This is a genomic window from Methylobacterium sp. 1A, assembly GCF_058072805.1.
Window position 1 is genome coordinate 1,721,865 of sequence record NZ_JBYQVE010000001.1, and the last position, 16,358, is coordinate 1,738,222.

The window sequence follows — 16,358 nt, forward strand, 5'->3', positions numbered from 1 at the left end:
AGGATCTAATAGACGGCTCCGCGCGTCTGCTCCGTTCGTCCGCTGGCGACGAAGATGCGCCGCGTATGCTTGAGGAACAGGACATCATTCCGGGCACCCATCTGACCGCGGCGGAGCAGACGCCGTCAGCGCCGCCAACGTCAGGTCATCGTGCGGGATTGCGGAACGGGGCCGAAAGATGATGCCTCGCTTGGTCCGAACGTCACTCGCAGCTTCGGTCCTGTCGGGCCTCACTTCAGTGCAGATCCTGGCCCAAATAGCGAACACAGGCGCTGGCGGCGACCCGCGCACCTCGGTCGTGCGGCCGGAGGTATCGGGCAAGCCATCGGCCGTCGCCACCACCTCAATCCAATCGTCCTTTGGAGGCACCATGCTCCTGATCGGCGACTCGGCCGGCCAGATCATCGCCCACTACCGCGAGCTTGTGGGCGACAACAGGTGACGCCTCACGGCAGGCGCCTGAACGGGGCTGGCCATGAAGGGCTTGCTGGATTAGCGAGCAGGGATGGTTGGGGCTGATCCCCGTCCTCTGGGAAGGGGATTTGAGCGGACCCTATAGGCAGGCGCGGGGGCGGGCCTTGCATCAAGGCACGAGGACGGCGGCGCCCCGCAGGCGCCCGGCCCGGTGCGCCGCGAGGGCCTCGTTCGCCCGGGCGAGCGGATAGGTGCTGGTATGCGTGACGATGCCGACGCGCGGCACGATCGCGAAGAAATCGCGGGCATCCGCCCGGGTGAGATTGGCCACCGAGAGGACGGCACGCTCGCCCCAGAGCCGGTCGTACGGGAAGGCCGGGATGTCGCTCATGTGGATGCCGCCGCAGACCACCCGCCCCCCCTTGCGCACGGCCTTGAGAGCGGCCGGGACGAGGCGTCCGTCCGGGGCGAAGATCAGGGCCGAGTCCAGGGGTTCGGGCGGGTCCTCGTCGGAGCCGCCGGCCCAGACCGCGCCGAGCGCGCGGGCGAAGGCCTGGGCATCGCGGTCGCCGGGCCGGGTCAGCGCGAGCACGCGGCGGCCCTGCCACCGGCAGACCTGGGCGACGATATGGGCGGCCGCACCGAAGCCGTAGAGTCCCACCGTCCCCGTCGCACCGGCCATCTGGAGGCTGCGCCATCCGATCAGACCGGCGCACAGGAGCGGCGCCGTCGCGACCGGGTCGAGGTGCGGGTTCAGCGGGATCGTGAAGGCGGCCTCGGCGACGACGTGGCTCGCGAACCCGCCGTCGCGCGTGCAGCCGGTGAAGCCCGGATCGTCGCACAGATTCTCGCGGCCGGTCTCGCAGTAGCGGCAATGGCCGCAAGCATGCCCGAGCCAGGGCACCCCGACTCGCAGGCCCGGGGCCGGATCCCTCACGCCCGCGCCGACGGCCTCGACGATGCCCACGATCTCGTGGCCCGGCACGACCGGGTAGACGGCCTGCGGCAGCTCGCCGTCGACGACGTGCAGGTCCGTGCGGCAGACCGCGCAGGCCTCGACACGGATGCGGACCTCCCCGGGGCCGGGCTCCGGGTCGGGCCGCACCTCGGGTACGAGGGGGCCTCCAACCTCACGCAGGACCATCGCCAGCATCGCTCGACCTCGTCACGCAAGCGTCAGGCGGTCCTCGACGGCGCGCACGCCCGGCGCCGACCACGCGGCCCGCTCGGCCAACTCGCGCTCGCTCCAGACGTTCACGCATCCGTCGAGGATCACGCGGTCCCCCTCGACCTGCACGCGGATCGTGTCCGGATCCTTGGCGCTCCGCTTCAGGGCCGCGAGGATCCGCGTCTTGACCTCGGCGGGCTTGGCGCTCGGTTTCACGGCGATCAGGTTGACGATGTCGGTGACCCCGGCGAGGCGCCGCAGGGCTTTGTCGACCTCCGCCTTCTGATGGTAATAGGGCACGCAGCCCTTCAGGGTGACGCAGCCCTTCTCGACCTTGATCTCCACCGACCGTTCCGGGATCTGCACGTGCCATTCGAGCACGCGGGCACACCGATCGGCCAGGGCCTCGTCGCCGAGGCGGACGTTGTCGGGGTAGCGCACCTCGATCTGCTCGACCACGGCGCGGACGCCGCGGACCCGGAGCGCGACATGTTCCGCGATGCCCTTCTCCGCGTAGCTGCGGACGTGCCCGGAGAGCGTCACGATTCCGTTCTCGACCGCGACGCCGATCTGCGCCGCGTCAATCATGGGGGCATAGGCCAGCTCGTCGATGACGTGCTGGCGCACGATATTGTCGTCCATGGCCGGTTCCTCGATTCGGTCGGGTGATTTGAAGTGCCAGCGCCTGCAGGCTGCCGATGGATCGGGATCGCCCCGTGTCCGTGACGTGTCTCAGGCGGGTGGCAGGTGGGCAGGGTAGTCCCCTGGGCGATCGCGTGTGATCCTGCGCGACCTAGACGGAGGAGCCTTGATCCAGCGCAACCCCGACGCGCTGCTCGGCCCATACCAGCGCGGCGCGCTGCTCCATCTCCTTGCGCAGGCTCGGCAGCGTCTCCTCGACGCCTGCGGTCTTCAGCTCCGCCTGCAGCATAGCGAGGAGCGGCTCATCGGCTGTGACGATGCCTAGGTCTGTGAAGGCCTCGATCAAGCGGGCAGCCGCGTCGTTGCGAATTCGGATCCGCTCACAGGCCCAGCCTCCCAGGAGCAGGTTCCGCCTGACGCGAGCGCGGAACCGCATGTCCTCCTCTTGGACGGAGCGGCGCTCGAAAGCCTGCTCCCGCTCGTCGAACGTCGTGCTCATGGAACTCTCGTCCCTAGATTGCCGCGGGCCGTCCAGGCAGCGGATCACGCATTCTCTGATCGGCTAAGGCGGCGAGACTTGAGGCACATCAAGAGCCCAGGCGAGGCGTTCAGCTCGGCATCACCAGCCTTCCGTGAAGGCTTCGAAGTGTCTGAGTCCGGCGACGGCTTCGGGATCTGACCGCGCCAGCAGGCGGCAGCAGTCCTTGGTGTAATTGCCGACCGCGCCGAGCGGCTGATTGATCTCCTGCACCAAGGTGGAGGCCATCTCGCTCAGGCGCGAGATGTGGTTTGGTTCTGACTGGAATTCCTGGTGGCATGCCTAAGTGCGCCGGAACTCGGTGACGTCGTCGACGAAGCCGGTGAAGAAGACCTGCTCGCCCGACCGCATCTCGCCGATGGCAAGATCCATCGGGAAGGTCGTGCCGTCCCGCCGCAACCCGGTGACCACCCTGTTGGCTCCGACGATGCAGCGCTTCCGCTTCCGGCGGTACCAATCGAGATGCGCTTGGCCGCGCGAGCGCAGCCAATGGGTGTGCCCATCCGGCCGCATCACCCGGCAGTCGGCTTCGTAGCTGCCACCGATCTTCAGCGCCCGCGGAATGGCCCCCGGGCCTGCCGGTCGCGGGGGTGCACAGGGGCCCGGGACGCCGCGAAGGTCGTGATTGCGTCGGCTGGCACGCCGAAGAGCCGCGCGGAGGCCAGCGAGACCGTAGCGAGCCCGGTCGGGGTATCGAGGAACTAGCCGCAAATGCAGACCTCGTCGAGCGTCTGCCGGAGTCCCGCGGCAGTCTTCGCGCCGTCGCCATCTGGACCCGTGCAAGGGGGGCTGTGGGGTCCGTCGTCGCTCGCACCCTTCAAGGCAAACTTGAGCCCCGCGCCGCATCGAGATCTCACGCGGGCGAAGCTACTTCGTTATTACTTCACGATGGAACGCGGGGGGAGTCCACGACTGGGCCGCTTCTTGAGTTGGATCAAGGCCCGCCATCCGGGGCCGGTCAAATCATGGGCTCCGAACCGGAGACGACCCATGACTCAGAACTCCCCGCTCGCCGCCATCCGCGACGTCCTCGTCGGCACCACAGTGGAGGGCGAGCGCGACCCCGCCTCGGCGGCCATCGGCTACGGGCTGACCCTGGCCAAGGCGGCCGGTGCACACCTGACCGTGCAGTCGGCATCCTGGCGCCTCTCGGGCGACGACGCCTGGATCGGCGAGTTCGATGACGAGGGCGTCGCCGTCAGCGACCGGTGTCTCGACGCGCTGGCGCGATCCATCGCCGAGCGCGCGGCCGGAGATGCGGCCCAGGCCGGCGTGGTCTGCACGACCGAGACGCCGAGCCTGACCTATCCGGACGTCGTCAGCCGTTTGGCGGCGCAAGCGCGCCTGCACGACCTCACCGTCCTGGACGCGGGACCGCGGACCTACGACCTCGACCTGGAGACGGTCGAGAAGGCGCTGTTCCTGAGTGGCCGCCCGGTCATCGCCGTCCCGCCCGGGCACTCGGCGTTCGCCATGCGGCGCGTCATCGTAGCCTGGGACGGCAGCGCCCAGGCGGCGCGGGCCGCCAACGACGCGCTTCCCTTCCTGAAGGCTGCCGAGGCGGTTGAGATCGTGTCGGTCGTCGACAAGGAAGTCATCGAGGATACGGTGCCGGGGGCCGAGTTCGCACCCCACCTCACGCGGCATGGCGTGAACGTTTCCGTCAATGATTTGCCTATGGGCGACGGCACTGCCGACACGCTCCGCGCCCAGGCGGCCCTGTTCCGGGCCGACATGATCGTGATGGGAGCCTACCGGCATTCCCGCACGCGGGAGTTCCTCTTCGGCGGGGTCACGCGCTCGCTCCTGCGGAGCAGCCCGGTGCCGCTGTTTCTGTCCCACTGAGTTCCGGCAGGTCGGAGATGCTCAGGCGTAGATCCTTCCGAATCGGCGCGACCGTCAGAGTGACGCGCGAGCGCAACCGCCCGCAGCGAGCACCTCGGACTGCAACGGCTCAGCCCGAGCCCGCACAAGTGCCAGCCCAGGTGCGCGCACCCAACAGTGTCGATTGGGCGGACCCGCTGAATGGAGAGGAGCTCCGTGCCTTGAAGGCTGGCTGGAGTTTCGTCGAGTGACGGGGGCCGGAGAAGCGCCGTAGCGTATCGCGAGCCCGGCCCATCAAAGCTGGGCTCGCGCGAACTCCTCGATGGCTTGGATGAGGCGGCGCAGGTCGACCGGGTGTGGCAGGGCAGTGGCTTGTTCGGCCAAGGTCCCGATCCGCCGGCCGACGTAAACGGAGACGCCAGAATAGGCTGGCTCAATTCAGGTCATCCCCGCCCAACCTGCGTCGTCATGCTGGCAAAGGCCCAGACCTATGGCCATCCGGCGCGGCGAGCGCAGTTGGTCGCGCGGCGATCGGGACGCCTTCTGTCAGGCCATCAAGCGTGCAGCCATGGCACCGGAGCGCCCCAGACCGATGGCCCTGGCGATGGCGGAGCGCTGCTCGGCGTAGCTCGGGGCGACCATCGGGTAATCGGCCGGCCGTAGCGGTCGCGATAGCTGCGCGGGTCGAGCCCGTGGCTGGTCAGGTGGCGCTTGAGCGTCTTGTAGGTCTTGCCGTCGATGAAGCTGACGATCCCGTCGGGGCGGACCGACTTGCGGATCTGGACAGGCGTTGGCTTCTCGATCTCCGCGTTCGGAGCCGCAGCACTCGCACTACCCGCAGTGGTCAGGCCAGCAACCGCCTCACGAACCCTCGCGATCAGGGGCGGCAGCTCGGCTGGCGGGAGGGGATTGTTCGCGACGTAGGCTGAGACGATCCCGGCAACCAGATCAGCGAAATTGAGGCTGGGTTCTTGTAGTTCCTCGTTCAAGGCTGTCGCTCCTGCAGTTGTCTACGCCTTCGAAGATGTTGCAGATCTGACGAGGAAGGCCGTCTCAAGTCTCAATCTCGCATAAGTAGATACAGCAGTCGCGATAAACATTAAGCATTAATGAGAATTTTGCAAAAGGGAAGTGGGATTTGCCTGAACTTGCATTGACGCTCTGCGTGTGTGAATTGCCGTCGGTGGCAGCGAGAACGAGCGCGAGCGCCTGTAATTTGCTGCAATCTCTTGGAGCGAGCATGCAATTTGCGCATACCAGGGCTTGTTCTTTCGAGTACCCACAGTCGGTTGCCGCCGTCTCGGATCAGCGCGATCAAGCAATCGACCCTTCAGGCAAGGCTCTCGACGAGAAAAGCCCGTGCGCGGCTCACGCGACTCTACACGGCCCCGGTCTGGCAGCCCATGACTTCGGCTGCCGGTTCATGCGTCAGGCCTTGTGTGCCCACGAGCAGCATTGCCTCGCGCAGAAGATTGGTCAGCTTGACGATCCTCGACCAGAGCGCCCGGAGGTCCGAACCATGCTCCTGTGCAACCGGAGCGATCGTCACTCTACCGGCTGGAGGTGGCCATCCTGATCGTGTGAGGGCCAGAGCGCTCCCGCGGGTTCTGGAACTCCGTGAGCCGCCCTTATGCGAACGGCTCAGAGCGTCGCAGCCGTCACGGTGAACGTCCGTTACGGGGGAGTGTCCGAGGCCCCCTGAATGACCGGGATGGGCGCCAAGCCGAACGTCCGGTCCTGCGCGCGATGGCGGTCCGGCATGACGTAGTCTGACGGTTGTGTCCCCTGGCGTGGTGTAGCTTCGGCGTGGCCACCACGATCACCGGCCGGGGCCGGATTGATCAGGCTGCCAGGGTGGGCAGGCTGACGAGGGGATCATCGCCGATCGGGGCGATGCTTTCCAGGGTGAGGTAGCGGGAGCGCTGGACGGCCCACTCGTCGTTCTGTTCCAGCAGGATCGCGCCGACGAGGCGCGTGATGGCAGCCTCGTTGGGGAAGATGCCGACCACCTCGGTCCGGCGCTTGATCTCGCCGTTCAGGCGTTCCAGCGGGTTCGTGGAGTGCAGCTTGACCCGATGCTGGGTAGGGAAGCCCATGTAGGCCAGCACGTCGGGCTCCGCCTCGTCCATTAGGGCTGCGAGCTTGGGGACCTTCGGCCGGAGTTGGTCGGCCACGCGCCGCCACTGGAGCCGGGCCGCCTCGGCGTCGTCCTGGGCAAATGCCGTGGCGATGAAGGCGGAGACGACACGCCGCCCGCTGCGTCCGGCATGGGCGAGCACGTTGCGCATGAAGTGGACGCGGCAACGCTGCCAGGTCGCGTTCATCACCTTGGCCACCGACGCTTTGATGCCCTCGTGGGCGTCCGAGATCACCAGCTTGACCCCGCGCAGGCCGCGGCGCGCCAGCTTGCGCAGGAACGCGGTCCAGAAGGTCTCAGCCTCGGAGGGGCCGACGTCCATGCCGAGCACCTCGCGCCGGCCGTCAGTGTTCACGCCGACCGCCACGATCACCGCCACCGAGACGATGCGGCCGTCCTGGCGCACCTTCACGTAGGTCGCGTCGATCCAGAGGTAGGGCCACTCGCCCTCGAGCGGCCGGTCGAGGAACGCGCTCACGCGCTCGTCGATTTCCTGGCAGAGCCGGCTGACCTGGCTCTTTGACACGCCCGTGCCGCCCATCGCCTGGACGAGATCATCGACCGAACGGGTCGAGATGCCCTGGATGTAGGCCTCCTGGATCACGGCGGTGAGCGCCTTCTCGGCCATCCGGCGCGGCTCCAAGAAGGCCGGGAAGTACGACCCCTTACGCAGCTTCGGGATGCGCAGTTCGACCATGCCGGCGCGCGTCTGCCAGTCTCGGTCACGGTAGCCATTGCGCTGGACCAACCGCTCTGCGCTCTTCTCGCCATGGGCGGCGCCGGTCAGGCCACCCACCTCCAACTCCATCAGCCGCTCAGCGGCAAAACCGATCATCTCGCGCAGGAGATCTGTGTCGGCGCTCTTCTCCATCAGCCCGCGCAGGGCCATCATCTCGTCGGTCATCGGGGGTCTCTCGGGTTCGGGGTTGGCGCTCGCAACCCGACCCTACCCGGCAACCGCCGATGACCACCCCGCGGGGAGCCCCGCCCGCCACAGCCCTGTGGAAGGCGCGCGGACGGGCTTCCTCGCTACCGCCGAGCTACACCACCATCAGGGACACGACCTAGTCTGACCGAATGCGGCCTGTCCGCTTCGTGACTCGGGTTATCGGTAACCGGACGTCCGGCGCGGCTCATGTGAAAGCCTCGAGATGACCCTGAACGGTCATTGACTCGAATGAATGCGAAGGGCTGCTCAACGTGGCGCAGCGGAACTTCGGATGACAGTTGAATGGCAAGCCAAGCTCAGATTCGCTACGCCCCAGCTCATTCTTACGGTTCGCAGCGGTTGGCTGAAGCAGGCAATGCCATTCAGGCGCGAGCGCGCAAAGGGGCCGGACGCTCCGACGGCTTGAGGCGAGCGCGCCAGACGGACCGCTCGACGAGATCTCCGATTACGCCCGCCAGGACTTCGGCAACGGCCTCGCTGCCGCGGGCATTCAGGGTACGCTGGGATACAACGACCGAGAGCCGCCAGGATGGGGTCGGATCGACGATGGGAATGGCGACTATCTCGCCGCGCTCGATCTCCGCAGCTAAGGCAAAATGCGGCATGACGGCCGCGAAGGCCTGAGCGCGCACGAGTTCCGCGATTGCAGGCAGGCTCTCGCAGTCCGTTGCTACCGGTGTGATGTCGTGGCGGGCTGCAAGTTGCTCGATAACGGCACGAAGGACGTTCGGACGCCCGGGAAGGACTACCGGAAGTGCCTGCTGAAAGACCTGCCCGAACCCGATCTCGCGGCGCGCGGCCAGCGGGTGGGAAGCGGGGACGATGAACATCAGGTCCTCGACCATCATCTCGGTCCAGGCCACGTGCTCGAACGCCTTGTGGTCGTAGAGCAGCGCGACGTCCAGACGTCCGGACTGGATCCACTCGTCCAGCGTTCCGCTCATCGCCTCGACGATGTGCAGGCTGATGTTGGGCAGCGCCGCCGTCACTGTCCGATAGAGAGGCAGCGATAGACCCCGGCAGGCCGAGGTCGGCAGCCCAACCGAGATGCGCCCGCTCGGACTTGTGGCCTGAGAGCGTACGACCTCCTTGGCCCGCTCGACCTCCTGTAGAATACGTTGCGCGTGCTCGTAGAACTTGAGCCCGAGTTCCGTGGGAGTCACTCCGCGAGCGTGCCGGAACAGCAGATCGACGCCGAGTTCATCCTCGAGGTTGCGCATCTGTTGGCTGAGGGAAGGCTGGGCGATGCGCAGCACCTCGGCGGCCCGAGAGACGTTTCCACTCTCTGCGATCTGCGCGAAGTACCGAAGCTGACGAAGATCCATGGCGATCCTGCCCAGAGTTTCTGCACGATCCGCCGATTCCCACGACCATGTCAAACTGCTCTAAGACCACGCAATCTGCGCAAGCTATGTGCATCGCGTCAAGAATTCCGATTGCGGCGCAATAAGTTAACGTCCGCCTGACTTTTCGTACTCCGCCTATGATGCTTGCTCATAGGATTTTCCGATAGCTCATATCGGAAAATGGTCTTTGATGTCCGTTGTATTCGCCGCGTAGCTTCGCGCCAATAGACGGAGCATCGGGGACCAGCCCGGGCCGACATCAGAAGATCGGAGCTCACCGCATGGATGCGCACAAGTATTTGCGCCGCCTCATTCTGGCCGCGCCTCTGACTCTCTCGATCCCTGGTTCGGCACTGGCACAGCAGGAACCCTGCATCGGCAACTCCGCCGCGATCACCGGTCCGGCGGCGTTTGGCGGCCAGGCGATCAAGATGGGCGCGGAAATCGCCATCGAGGAGATCAACGCCAAGGGCGGCGTGCTCGGCAAGCCGCTGCGCTTCGTCCAGTACGACGATGCCGGCGCGCCGCCGCGGGGCGTCGACAACACGCGACGCATCGCGCTGGCCGACAAGTGCGTGGTGGTCCTGGGCGGATACCACTCCACCGTTTCCGTGGCGCAGGTCGAGCCGGTGCACGCCATCGGGATCCCTTTCGTCGGCGTGCTCGCCGCCAACACCCAAGCGATCGAGAACGGCCGCAAGCCGAACTACATGTTCCGGGTCTCCGCGAAGGACAAATGGGTCGCCCGCTATCTCGTCGAGCAGGCCTCCAAGGTGTCGAAGACCGGTAAGATCGCGTTCTTCTACGAGAACACCGGCTGGGGCAACGGTGCCGTACCGGACGTCAAGGCCGCGATAGTCAAGGCCGGCAAGGAGCTCGTCGCCACCGAGACCTTCAACTGGAACGACCAGGACATGACCGCCCAGGCGATCCGGGCTCGGGATTCCGGTGCCGACGTGGCGCTGTTCTGGGCTCTCGACCGCGAAGGCAACCAGCTCGTCCGCTCGATGGACAAGGTCGGCTACAAGCCCACCATCATCGGCGCCTGGGGCATCGCCGGCAATCTCGGCGAACTCGCCGGCCCGCTCGCGAACGGCGTCGAGGTCGTGCAGACCTACAGCTTCATGGGCGACCTCGATGCCAAGGGACAGGCGCTCTGGCATAAGATCCAGGCCAAGTACGGCCTGAAGGACCCGTCGCAGATCAAGATGGGCTCCGGCATCGCCAATGCCTACGACGCCGTCCACATCGTGGCGCAGGCGATCGAGAAGGCCGGCGCCTACGACTGGAAGAAGGTCCGCGAGGCGCTCTACCAGGTCAAGTACGACGGCCTCGTCGCCAAGTACGACCCGGCCTTCGACGCCTCCGACCCCGAGCGCCAGGACGCGATCCTGCCGAGCTACTACAAGCTGACCGTCTGGTCCGACGGCAAGCTGCTACCGATCGCGCAAACCCCGTACGGCAAGACGAACTGAAGGCGCGCGCGCCTCTCGCTCCTTCCTCAGCGGGAGGGGCCGGGGCGGTTCGTCCGGATCCCCCCTCACCGGACCGGACCGCCCCGACTCCGCTGAACGACCCGCCCGCCTCGCATCGGGAGCCCCCGCGGAAGCCATGACGACCGCCCTGCAATACACCCTTTCGGGCCTCGCGATCGGGGGCATCTACGCCCTGGTCGCCCTCGGCTTCCACATCATGTGGTCGGCCGCCAAGGCCGTGAACTTCGCACACGGCGACACCCTGATGATCGGCGCCGTGCTCGCGGTGATGGGGGTCGATGCCGGCCTGCCGCTGCCGCTCGCCTGTCTCCTGGCGATCCTGGCCGGGGCCCTGTTCGGCGTCGTGCTGGAGCGCTTCGCGGTGCGGCCCTTCATCGGCGCCAACGCCTCGATCGGCTGGATGCTGACCACGATCGCGGTCGGGATCATGGCGGAATCGCTCGCCACCATGCAGTTCGGCGGGTTCTCCCGCCCGCTGGCCTCGCCCGGCGTGGCCGGGGCCGTCTCCATCCTCGGTGCGGGCGTCTACCCGCAGGAACTCGCCATCCCGGCGGTCGCAGTGCTGGCCATGGTGGGCCTCCACGCGATGCAGCGGCGCACGCTCGTCGGCCGGGCGATGCAGGCGGTGGCCCACAACCGGCAGGCGGCGGCCCTGATGGGCATCGACGTCGACCGGATCGTGATGTTCTCCTTCGGTCTCTCCGCCCTGTTGGGTGCGGGTGCGGGCGTGCTCGTCGCGCCCGTCATCCAGGCCTCGGCCAGCATGGGCGTGCTGCTCGGGCTCAAGGGCTTCGCGGTCGCCATCATCGGCGGCATCACCAGCGGGCCCGGTGTCGTCCTGGCCGGCCTCGCCTTCGGCATCATGGAGAAGTTCGTCGAGGGCTACGTCTCGACGGCCGCGCGAGAGATCGTCGGCTTCAGCGCGATGATCCTCGTGCTCCTCGCCTTCCCTCAGGGCCTGTTCGGCCGCCGGGAGATCTTCAAGGTATGAAGGCGCTTCACACCCTCGGCTTCGCGCTCCTCGCGGTCATCCTCGTCGCCGTGCCCCTGACCTCCGGCAACGAGTACGAGCTGCGCCTGTTCATGCTGTTCCTGATCTACGGCGTGATCGCGGTCGGTCTGAACGTCCTCGTCGGCCTCACCGGCCTCGTCTCCCTCGGCCAGGCGGGTCTGTTCGCGCTCGGCGCCTATACCGGCTCGATCCTGGCGATACGGTTCGGTCTCGACCTCATGCTCGCGACCGTCGGTGCGGCGATCGTCGCCGGCCTCTTCGGCGCGGCTCTCGCCTATCCGAGCGTGCGGGTGCGGGGCGTCTATCTCGCGGTGGTGACGATCGCCTTCGGCCTCATCGTCGAGAACGTCGCCATCGAGTGGCAGAGCCTCACCGGCGGCACCACGGGGCTCACCGGCATCCCGGGCCCGAACCTCTTCGGGTATCCGCTCTCCGGCTACGCGTTCTACGCGGTGCTCGCGACCACGCTCTTCCTCGCCACGCTGGCGGCGCACAACCTGAAGCACTCGGGCTACGGCGGCGCCATGCTGGCGGTCGCCCAGAGCGAGACGGCCGCGCGCAGCCTCGGCATCGGCGCCACCGGGATCCGCACGCTGGCCTTCGCGGTCGCGGCGGTGACGGCCGGAGTTGCCGGCAGCTTCTACGCCTTCCTCAACGCCTACATCTCGCCCGACATCTTCACGTTCTCGGATTCCGTCCGCTTCCTGCTGATGGTGATCCTAGGGGGAGCGGCCTCGACCTTCGGGCCGGTGCTCGGGGCCTTCATCCTGACCTATCTGCCGGAGGTGCTGCAGCGCTTCGCCGAGTGGCAGAAGTTCGCCTATGGCGCCCTGCTCCTCGCGGTGATGTTCGGCCTGCCGGGCGGCATCCTGGGCACGCTGGGCCAGCTCTACGCCCGCCTGCGTCCGGGCCCCCGCAGCGTCGACCCTCTCGAGGGCATCCCCGCCGCCGAGACCCTGGCGGGCCGCGAGCCCGCGAGCCTGGAGACCGTCGGCCTCACCGTTCGCTTCGGCGGCCTTACGGCGCTGAGCGCCGCGAGCATCCGGGTCGCCCCTGGCGAGATCCACGCCCTGATCGGTCCGAACGGAGCCGGCAAGTCGACCTTCGTCAACACGATCTCGGGCTTCTACCAGGCGAGCGAGGGGGGCGTGCGCCTCGACGGCACCGATCTCGCCGGACGCAAGGTCCACGGCATCGCTCGCCTCGGCCTCGCCCGCACGTTCCAGAACACCGAGCTATTCGGGCAGATGACCGTGCTGGAGAACGTCCTGGTGGGCGGCTTCAGCCATCTCGGCTACGGTCTGCCCGGAGCGATCCTGCGTACGCCCCGCTTCCGCCGCGAGGAGTCCGCCTGCCGCGCGGCCGCGATCGGCCTGCTCGACTTCGTGGGCTTGAGCGAGGCGGCCAACGAGCAGGCGCGCTTCCTGCCCTTCGGCCACCAGCGCCGCCTGGAGATCGCCCGGGCGCTCGCCACGCGGCCGCGCCTGCTGCTCCTCGACGAGCCCGCCGCCGGCCTGACCACGCACGAGATCGACGAACTCGAGGCGATGATCCGGAAGATCGCCGGTCTCGGGGTCTCGGTGCTGCTGATCGAGCACCATGTCGATCTGATCATGGCGGTCGCCGACACCGTGACGGTGCTCGATTACGGCCAGATCATCGCGAGCGATCGCCCGGAGGCGGTCCAAGCCGATCCGCGGGTGATCGAGGCCTATTTCGGCGGCCCGTCCGCCATCCTCGACGAGGAGGCGGCCTGATGTCCGATGCATCCCTGCTCGCGGTCGAGAACCTGGAAGTCCGCTACGGTGCGGCGACGGCGCTCCGCGGCGCGAGCCTGACCGTGCGGCGAGGCCAGCTGGTCGCCGTGATCGGCAACAACGGCGCCGGCAAGACGTCGCTGATGCGCGGCCTCACCGGGCTCGTGCGCCCGAGCGCCGGCCGCGTCCTGTTCAATGGCGAGGAGGTCACCCGGCTGCCGGCCCACGCCAAGGTCGCCCGCGGCCTCGCCATGGTGCCCGAGGGCCGGCTGATCTTCCCGGACCAAACCGTCGAGGACAACCTGATCCTGGGTGCCTACGCCCATGGCGGCCTGAAGGGCGTACGGGCGAGGGCGACGCTGGAGCGGGCGCTCGCTCTGTTCCCGCGTCTGCGCGAGCGGTTGCGTCAGCCCGCCGGCAGCATGTCGGGCGGCGAGCAGCAGATGCTCGCCATCGCCCGCGGCCTGATGGCCGAGCCCGAGCTCCTCGTCATCGACGAACTCTCGCTCGGCCTCGCGCCGCGGGTCGTCGAACAACTGATCGGCGTCCTGCGCGACCTCAACCGCCAGGGGCTCACCATTCTTCTCGTCGAGCAACTCGCATCCTACGCGCTCGCCATCGCCGACCATGCCTACGTGGTGGCGCAGGGGCGCGTGGTGCGGGACGGCCCGAGCGGGCATCTCGCCCGCGATCCGGAGGTCATGGAGACCTTTCTCGGCAAGAAGAAAGCCGCCTGAGAGCGGCATCTCCGGAAACCCGATCCGACGCGGCATCCGTCGATTCCGCGAACGATCCCCCACGACCTGTAAGGACCCGCCATGCCCCAGCGCGTCGTCGATCTGAGCCTCCTGATTGAAGACAACATGCCGGCCCACAAGCTCTTCCAGCGGCCGGTGCTCACCACCCATCTCAGCCACGAGAGCTCGGCAGCCCTCGGACTCGGCGTCCCCGGCGACGCGATGACCTTCCAGACCAACTTCATCGCGATGCTCGACCACGTCGGCACCCACGTGGACGCGTTCCTGCACGTGAACCCGAACGGCCAGCCCGTCGACGAGATGCCGCTGGAGATGTTCATGGGCAAGGCGGTCTGCTTCGACCTGCGCCATATCCCGGACCTCGGCGACATCACCGTCGCCGACATGGAGGCGGCCGAGGCCAAGAGCGGCGTGAAGGTCGACGGTCACATCGTCCTGCTCTGCACCGGCTTCCACGCCCGCAACTATCCGAGCGTCGACTCGGTGTGGAAGAACCCGCTGCTCACGGCCGAAGCGACGAAGTGGCTGTACGAGCGCGGCTCGAAGATGCAGGGCGTCGAAGGTCCCTCGACCGACAAGCCGAGCGACAACATCTTCGCCCAGCACCGCCTCTGCCGCGATCTCGGCATGAGCCATTGGGAGTGGCTGGTGAACCTGGAAGAGCTCGTGGGGAAGGGCGAGGTGCAGTTCTTCGGCGTCCCGCTGAAGTTCAAGGGCGGCTCCGGCTCGCCGGTCCGTGCCTTCGCCATCGTCAACGACTGACGCGCCTGCGGCGCCCTACGGGGCGCCGCACCTCGACTGCGGAGAGCGGAGCGATGACGAACGACCTCGACTTCATGACCGCGCTTGAACTGAGGCGCCTGATTGCGACCCGCGCGGTCTCGCCGGTCGAGCTCACGGAGCGCGCCCTCACGCGTGCCGAGGCGAGCCAAGCCTCCTTGAATGCCTTCTGCCTTCTGATGCCGGAGGAGGCCCGCGCCGCGGCAAGGCGGGCCGAGGAAGCCGTGATGCGAGGGTCCCCTCTGGGGCTGCTCCACGGTCTGCCAGTCTCGGTGAAGGACCTGATCGCGGTGGCGGGCGTCCCCTACGCTTCGGGCTCGCGCGCCATGGCGGGCAACGTCGCCGCCGTCGACGCGCCCTCGGTCGAGCGCCTGCGGGCCGCCGGCGCGATCATCATCGGCAAAACCACGACGAGCGAGTTCGGGGCGAAGCCCGTCGGCGACTCGCCGCTCACCGGCATCACCCGACATCCCTGGGACCTGACGAAGACGCCGGGCGGGTCGAGCGCCGGGGCGGCCGCATCGGTGGCGGCCGGAATCACGCCCTTCGCGCTGGGCACCGATGGCGGCGGTTCCTTACGCATCCCGGCCGCGCTCACCGGCCTCGTCGGCCTCAAGGCGCAGTTCGGACGCGTCCCGGTCTGGCCGACCTCGGCAACGCCGACCCTGGCTCATGTCGGCTCTCTCGCGCGCAATGTGGCTGACGCCGCTTTGCTGACGACGGCGGTTGCCGGCCACGATCCGCGCGATCCCTTCGCAGTGTCTGGCCCGGTGCCCGATCTGCTCGGCGCCGCGAAAGCTTCGGTGGCCGGCCTGCGGGTCGCCTGGAGCGCCACCCTCGGCTACGCCCGTCCTGATCCGGAGGTGGCCTCGATCGCCCGCACGGCCGCCGTGGCGCTTGCCGACCAAGGCGCGGTGGTCGAGGAGGTCGAGACTGTCTTCGAGGCCGATCCGGCAAATCTCTGGACCGCGGAATTCTACGCCGGCATCGGGACCAAGCTGCGCGGCGTTCTCGAAAGCCGCCGTGATCTCCTGGACCCGGCGGTCGCAGACGTGCTCGACGCTGCCCTCGCCCAGGAGATGCGCGCCTACTACGAGACCGTCTTCGCGCGCTATGCGCTGCGAGACCGAATGGTCAGCTTCTTCACCAGCTACGATGTCCTCCTGTCGCCGACACTGCCGATCTCGTCCTTGGAAGCAGGGCGGAACATTCCAGACGGGCTGGAAGATCGCAGCCTCGTCTCGTGGGCCTTCTACACCTATCCCTTCAACCTCACAGGCCAGCCAGCAGCCTCTGTATGCGCGGGGATTGCCTCGGACGGGATGCCCGTCGGCATCCAGATCGTGGGCCACAGCCTCGGCGAGGTCGACGTGGTGCGGGCGGCTGCGGCGATCGAGCGAACGAGGCCGCAGGGCTATAATCTTCGGCCGTTTACGCGACAGTGAAGAGGGGCTGCGGCGGGAATGGTCGGAGGTGGGCTCCAGCTCCGGCGAAATTGTTTGGAGCGGCGTTGCTGCTGCTCTTTCGGACAGGGAGA

12 protein-coding genes and 3 pseudogenes are annotated in these 16,358 nt (G+C 67.6%); 7 read left to right on the forward strand and 8 right to left on the reverse strand.

What is annotated here, in order from left to right; genetic code table 11:
* Positions 1-583: 583 nt before the first annotated feature.
* The 4 genes and pseudogenes from ACX9MN_RS08455 to ACX9MN_RS08470 all read right to left on the reverse strand — a co-directional run.
* On the reverse strand, positions 584-1,567 hold the full coding sequence (locus tag ACX9MN_RS08455; protein WP_489724198.1) for a zinc-dependent alcohol dehydrogenase family protein: 984 nt from the start codon (positions 1,565-1,567) through the stop codon (positions 584-586).
* A gap of 12 nt (positions 1,568-1,579) precedes the next feature.
* Positions 1,580-2,224: a BON domain-containing protein gene (locus tag ACX9MN_RS08460; RefSeq protein WP_489724199.1), complete on the reverse strand. Its 645-nt coding sequence runs from the start codon at positions 2,222-2,224 to the stop codon at positions 1,580-1,582.
* 151 nt (positions 2,225-2,375) lie between these two features.
* Positions 2,376-2,723, reverse strand: a complete 348-nt coding sequence (locus ACX9MN_RS08465) for an ATPase inhibitor subunit zeta (protein WP_489724200.1) — start codon at positions 2,721-2,723, stop codon at positions 2,376-2,378.
* Positions 2,724-2,882: 159 nt separating this feature from the next.
* A pseudogene (locus tag ACX9MN_RS08470) lies at positions 2,883-3,583 on the reverse strand (PAS domain-containing protein); the annotation flags it as partial.
* Between the two features lie 169 nt (positions 3,584-3,752).
* Here ACX9MN_RS08470 and ACX9MN_RS08475 point away from each other — a divergent pair.
* On the forward strand, positions 3,753-4,607 hold the full coding sequence (locus tag ACX9MN_RS08475) for a universal stress protein (RefSeq protein ID WP_489724201.1): 855 nt from the start codon (positions 3,753-3,755) through the stop codon (positions 4,605-4,607).
* 525 nt (positions 4,608-5,132) lie between these two features.
* Here the strand turns inward: ACX9MN_RS08475 and ACX9MN_RS08480 are convergent.
* From ACX9MN_RS08480 to ACX9MN_RS08495, 4 genes and pseudogenes are all read right to left on the reverse strand, one after another.
* Positions 5,133-5,575: pseudogene (locus ACX9MN_RS08480) on the reverse strand (Ros/MucR family transcriptional regulator).
* 389 nt (positions 5,576-5,964) lie between these two features.
* Positions 5,965-6,129: pseudogene (locus tag ACX9MN_RS08485) on the reverse strand (sigma-70 family RNA polymerase sigma factor); the annotation flags it as partial.
* A 298-nt stretch (positions 6,130-6,427) separates the two neighbouring features.
* Positions 6,428-7,627 (reverse strand): IS256 family transposase, encoded by a 1,200-nt coding sequence (locus ACX9MN_RS08490; RefSeq protein WP_489724202.1) that lies wholly within the window; start codon positions 7,625-7,627, stop codon positions 6,428-6,430.
* Positions 7,628-8,034: 407 nt separating this feature from the next.
* Positions 8,035-8,997, reverse strand: a complete 963-nt coding sequence (locus ACX9MN_RS08495; RefSeq protein ID WP_489724203.1) for a LysR family transcriptional regulator — start codon at positions 8,995-8,997, stop codon at positions 8,035-8,037.
* Positions 8,998-9,299: 302 nt separating this feature from the next.
* Between ACX9MN_RS08495 and ACX9MN_RS08500 the strand changes: the two genes are divergently transcribed.
* The 6 genes from ACX9MN_RS08500 to ACX9MN_RS08525 all read left to right on the forward strand — a co-directional run bounded on the left by ACX9MN_RS08500 (position 9,300) and on the right by ACX9MN_RS08525 (position 16,266).
* Positions 9,300-10,493, forward strand: a complete 1,194-nt coding sequence (locus ACX9MN_RS08500; protein WP_489724204.1) for an ABC transporter substrate-binding protein — start codon at positions 9,300-9,302, stop codon at positions 10,491-10,493.
* A gap of 136 nt (positions 10,494-10,629) precedes the next feature.
* Positions 10,630-11,505, forward strand: a complete 876-nt coding sequence (locus ACX9MN_RS08505; RefSeq protein WP_489724205.1) for a branched-chain amino acid ABC transporter permease — start codon at positions 10,630-10,632, stop codon at positions 11,503-11,505.
* Entirely contained in the window at positions 11,502-13,283 is a 1,782-nt protein-coding gene (locus tag ACX9MN_RS08510; RefSeq protein WP_489724206.1) for a branched-chain amino acid ABC transporter ATP-binding protein/permease, read from the forward strand. Before ACX9MN_RS08505 ends, ACX9MN_RS08510 begins: the two co-directional genes overlap by 4 nt.
* Positions 13,283-14,020, forward strand: a complete 738-nt coding sequence (locus ACX9MN_RS08515) for an ABC transporter ATP-binding protein (RefSeq protein WP_489724207.1) — start codon at positions 13,283-13,285, stop codon at positions 14,018-14,020. Before ACX9MN_RS08510 ends, ACX9MN_RS08515 begins: the two co-directional genes overlap by 1 nt.
* A gap of 81 nt (positions 14,021-14,101) precedes the next feature.
* Entirely contained in the window at positions 14,102-14,803 is a 702-nt protein-coding gene (locus ACX9MN_RS08520; RefSeq protein ID WP_489724208.1) for a cyclase family protein, read from the forward strand.
* A gap of 53 nt (positions 14,804-14,856) precedes the next feature.
* The gene (locus ACX9MN_RS08525) at positions 14,857-16,266 is read left to right on the forward strand and encodes an amidase family protein (protein ID WP_489724209.1); all 1,410 of its coding nucleotides are present in this window, start codon (positions 14,857-14,859) and stop codon (positions 16,264-16,266) included.
* Positions 16,267-16,358 lie beyond the last annotated feature (92 nt).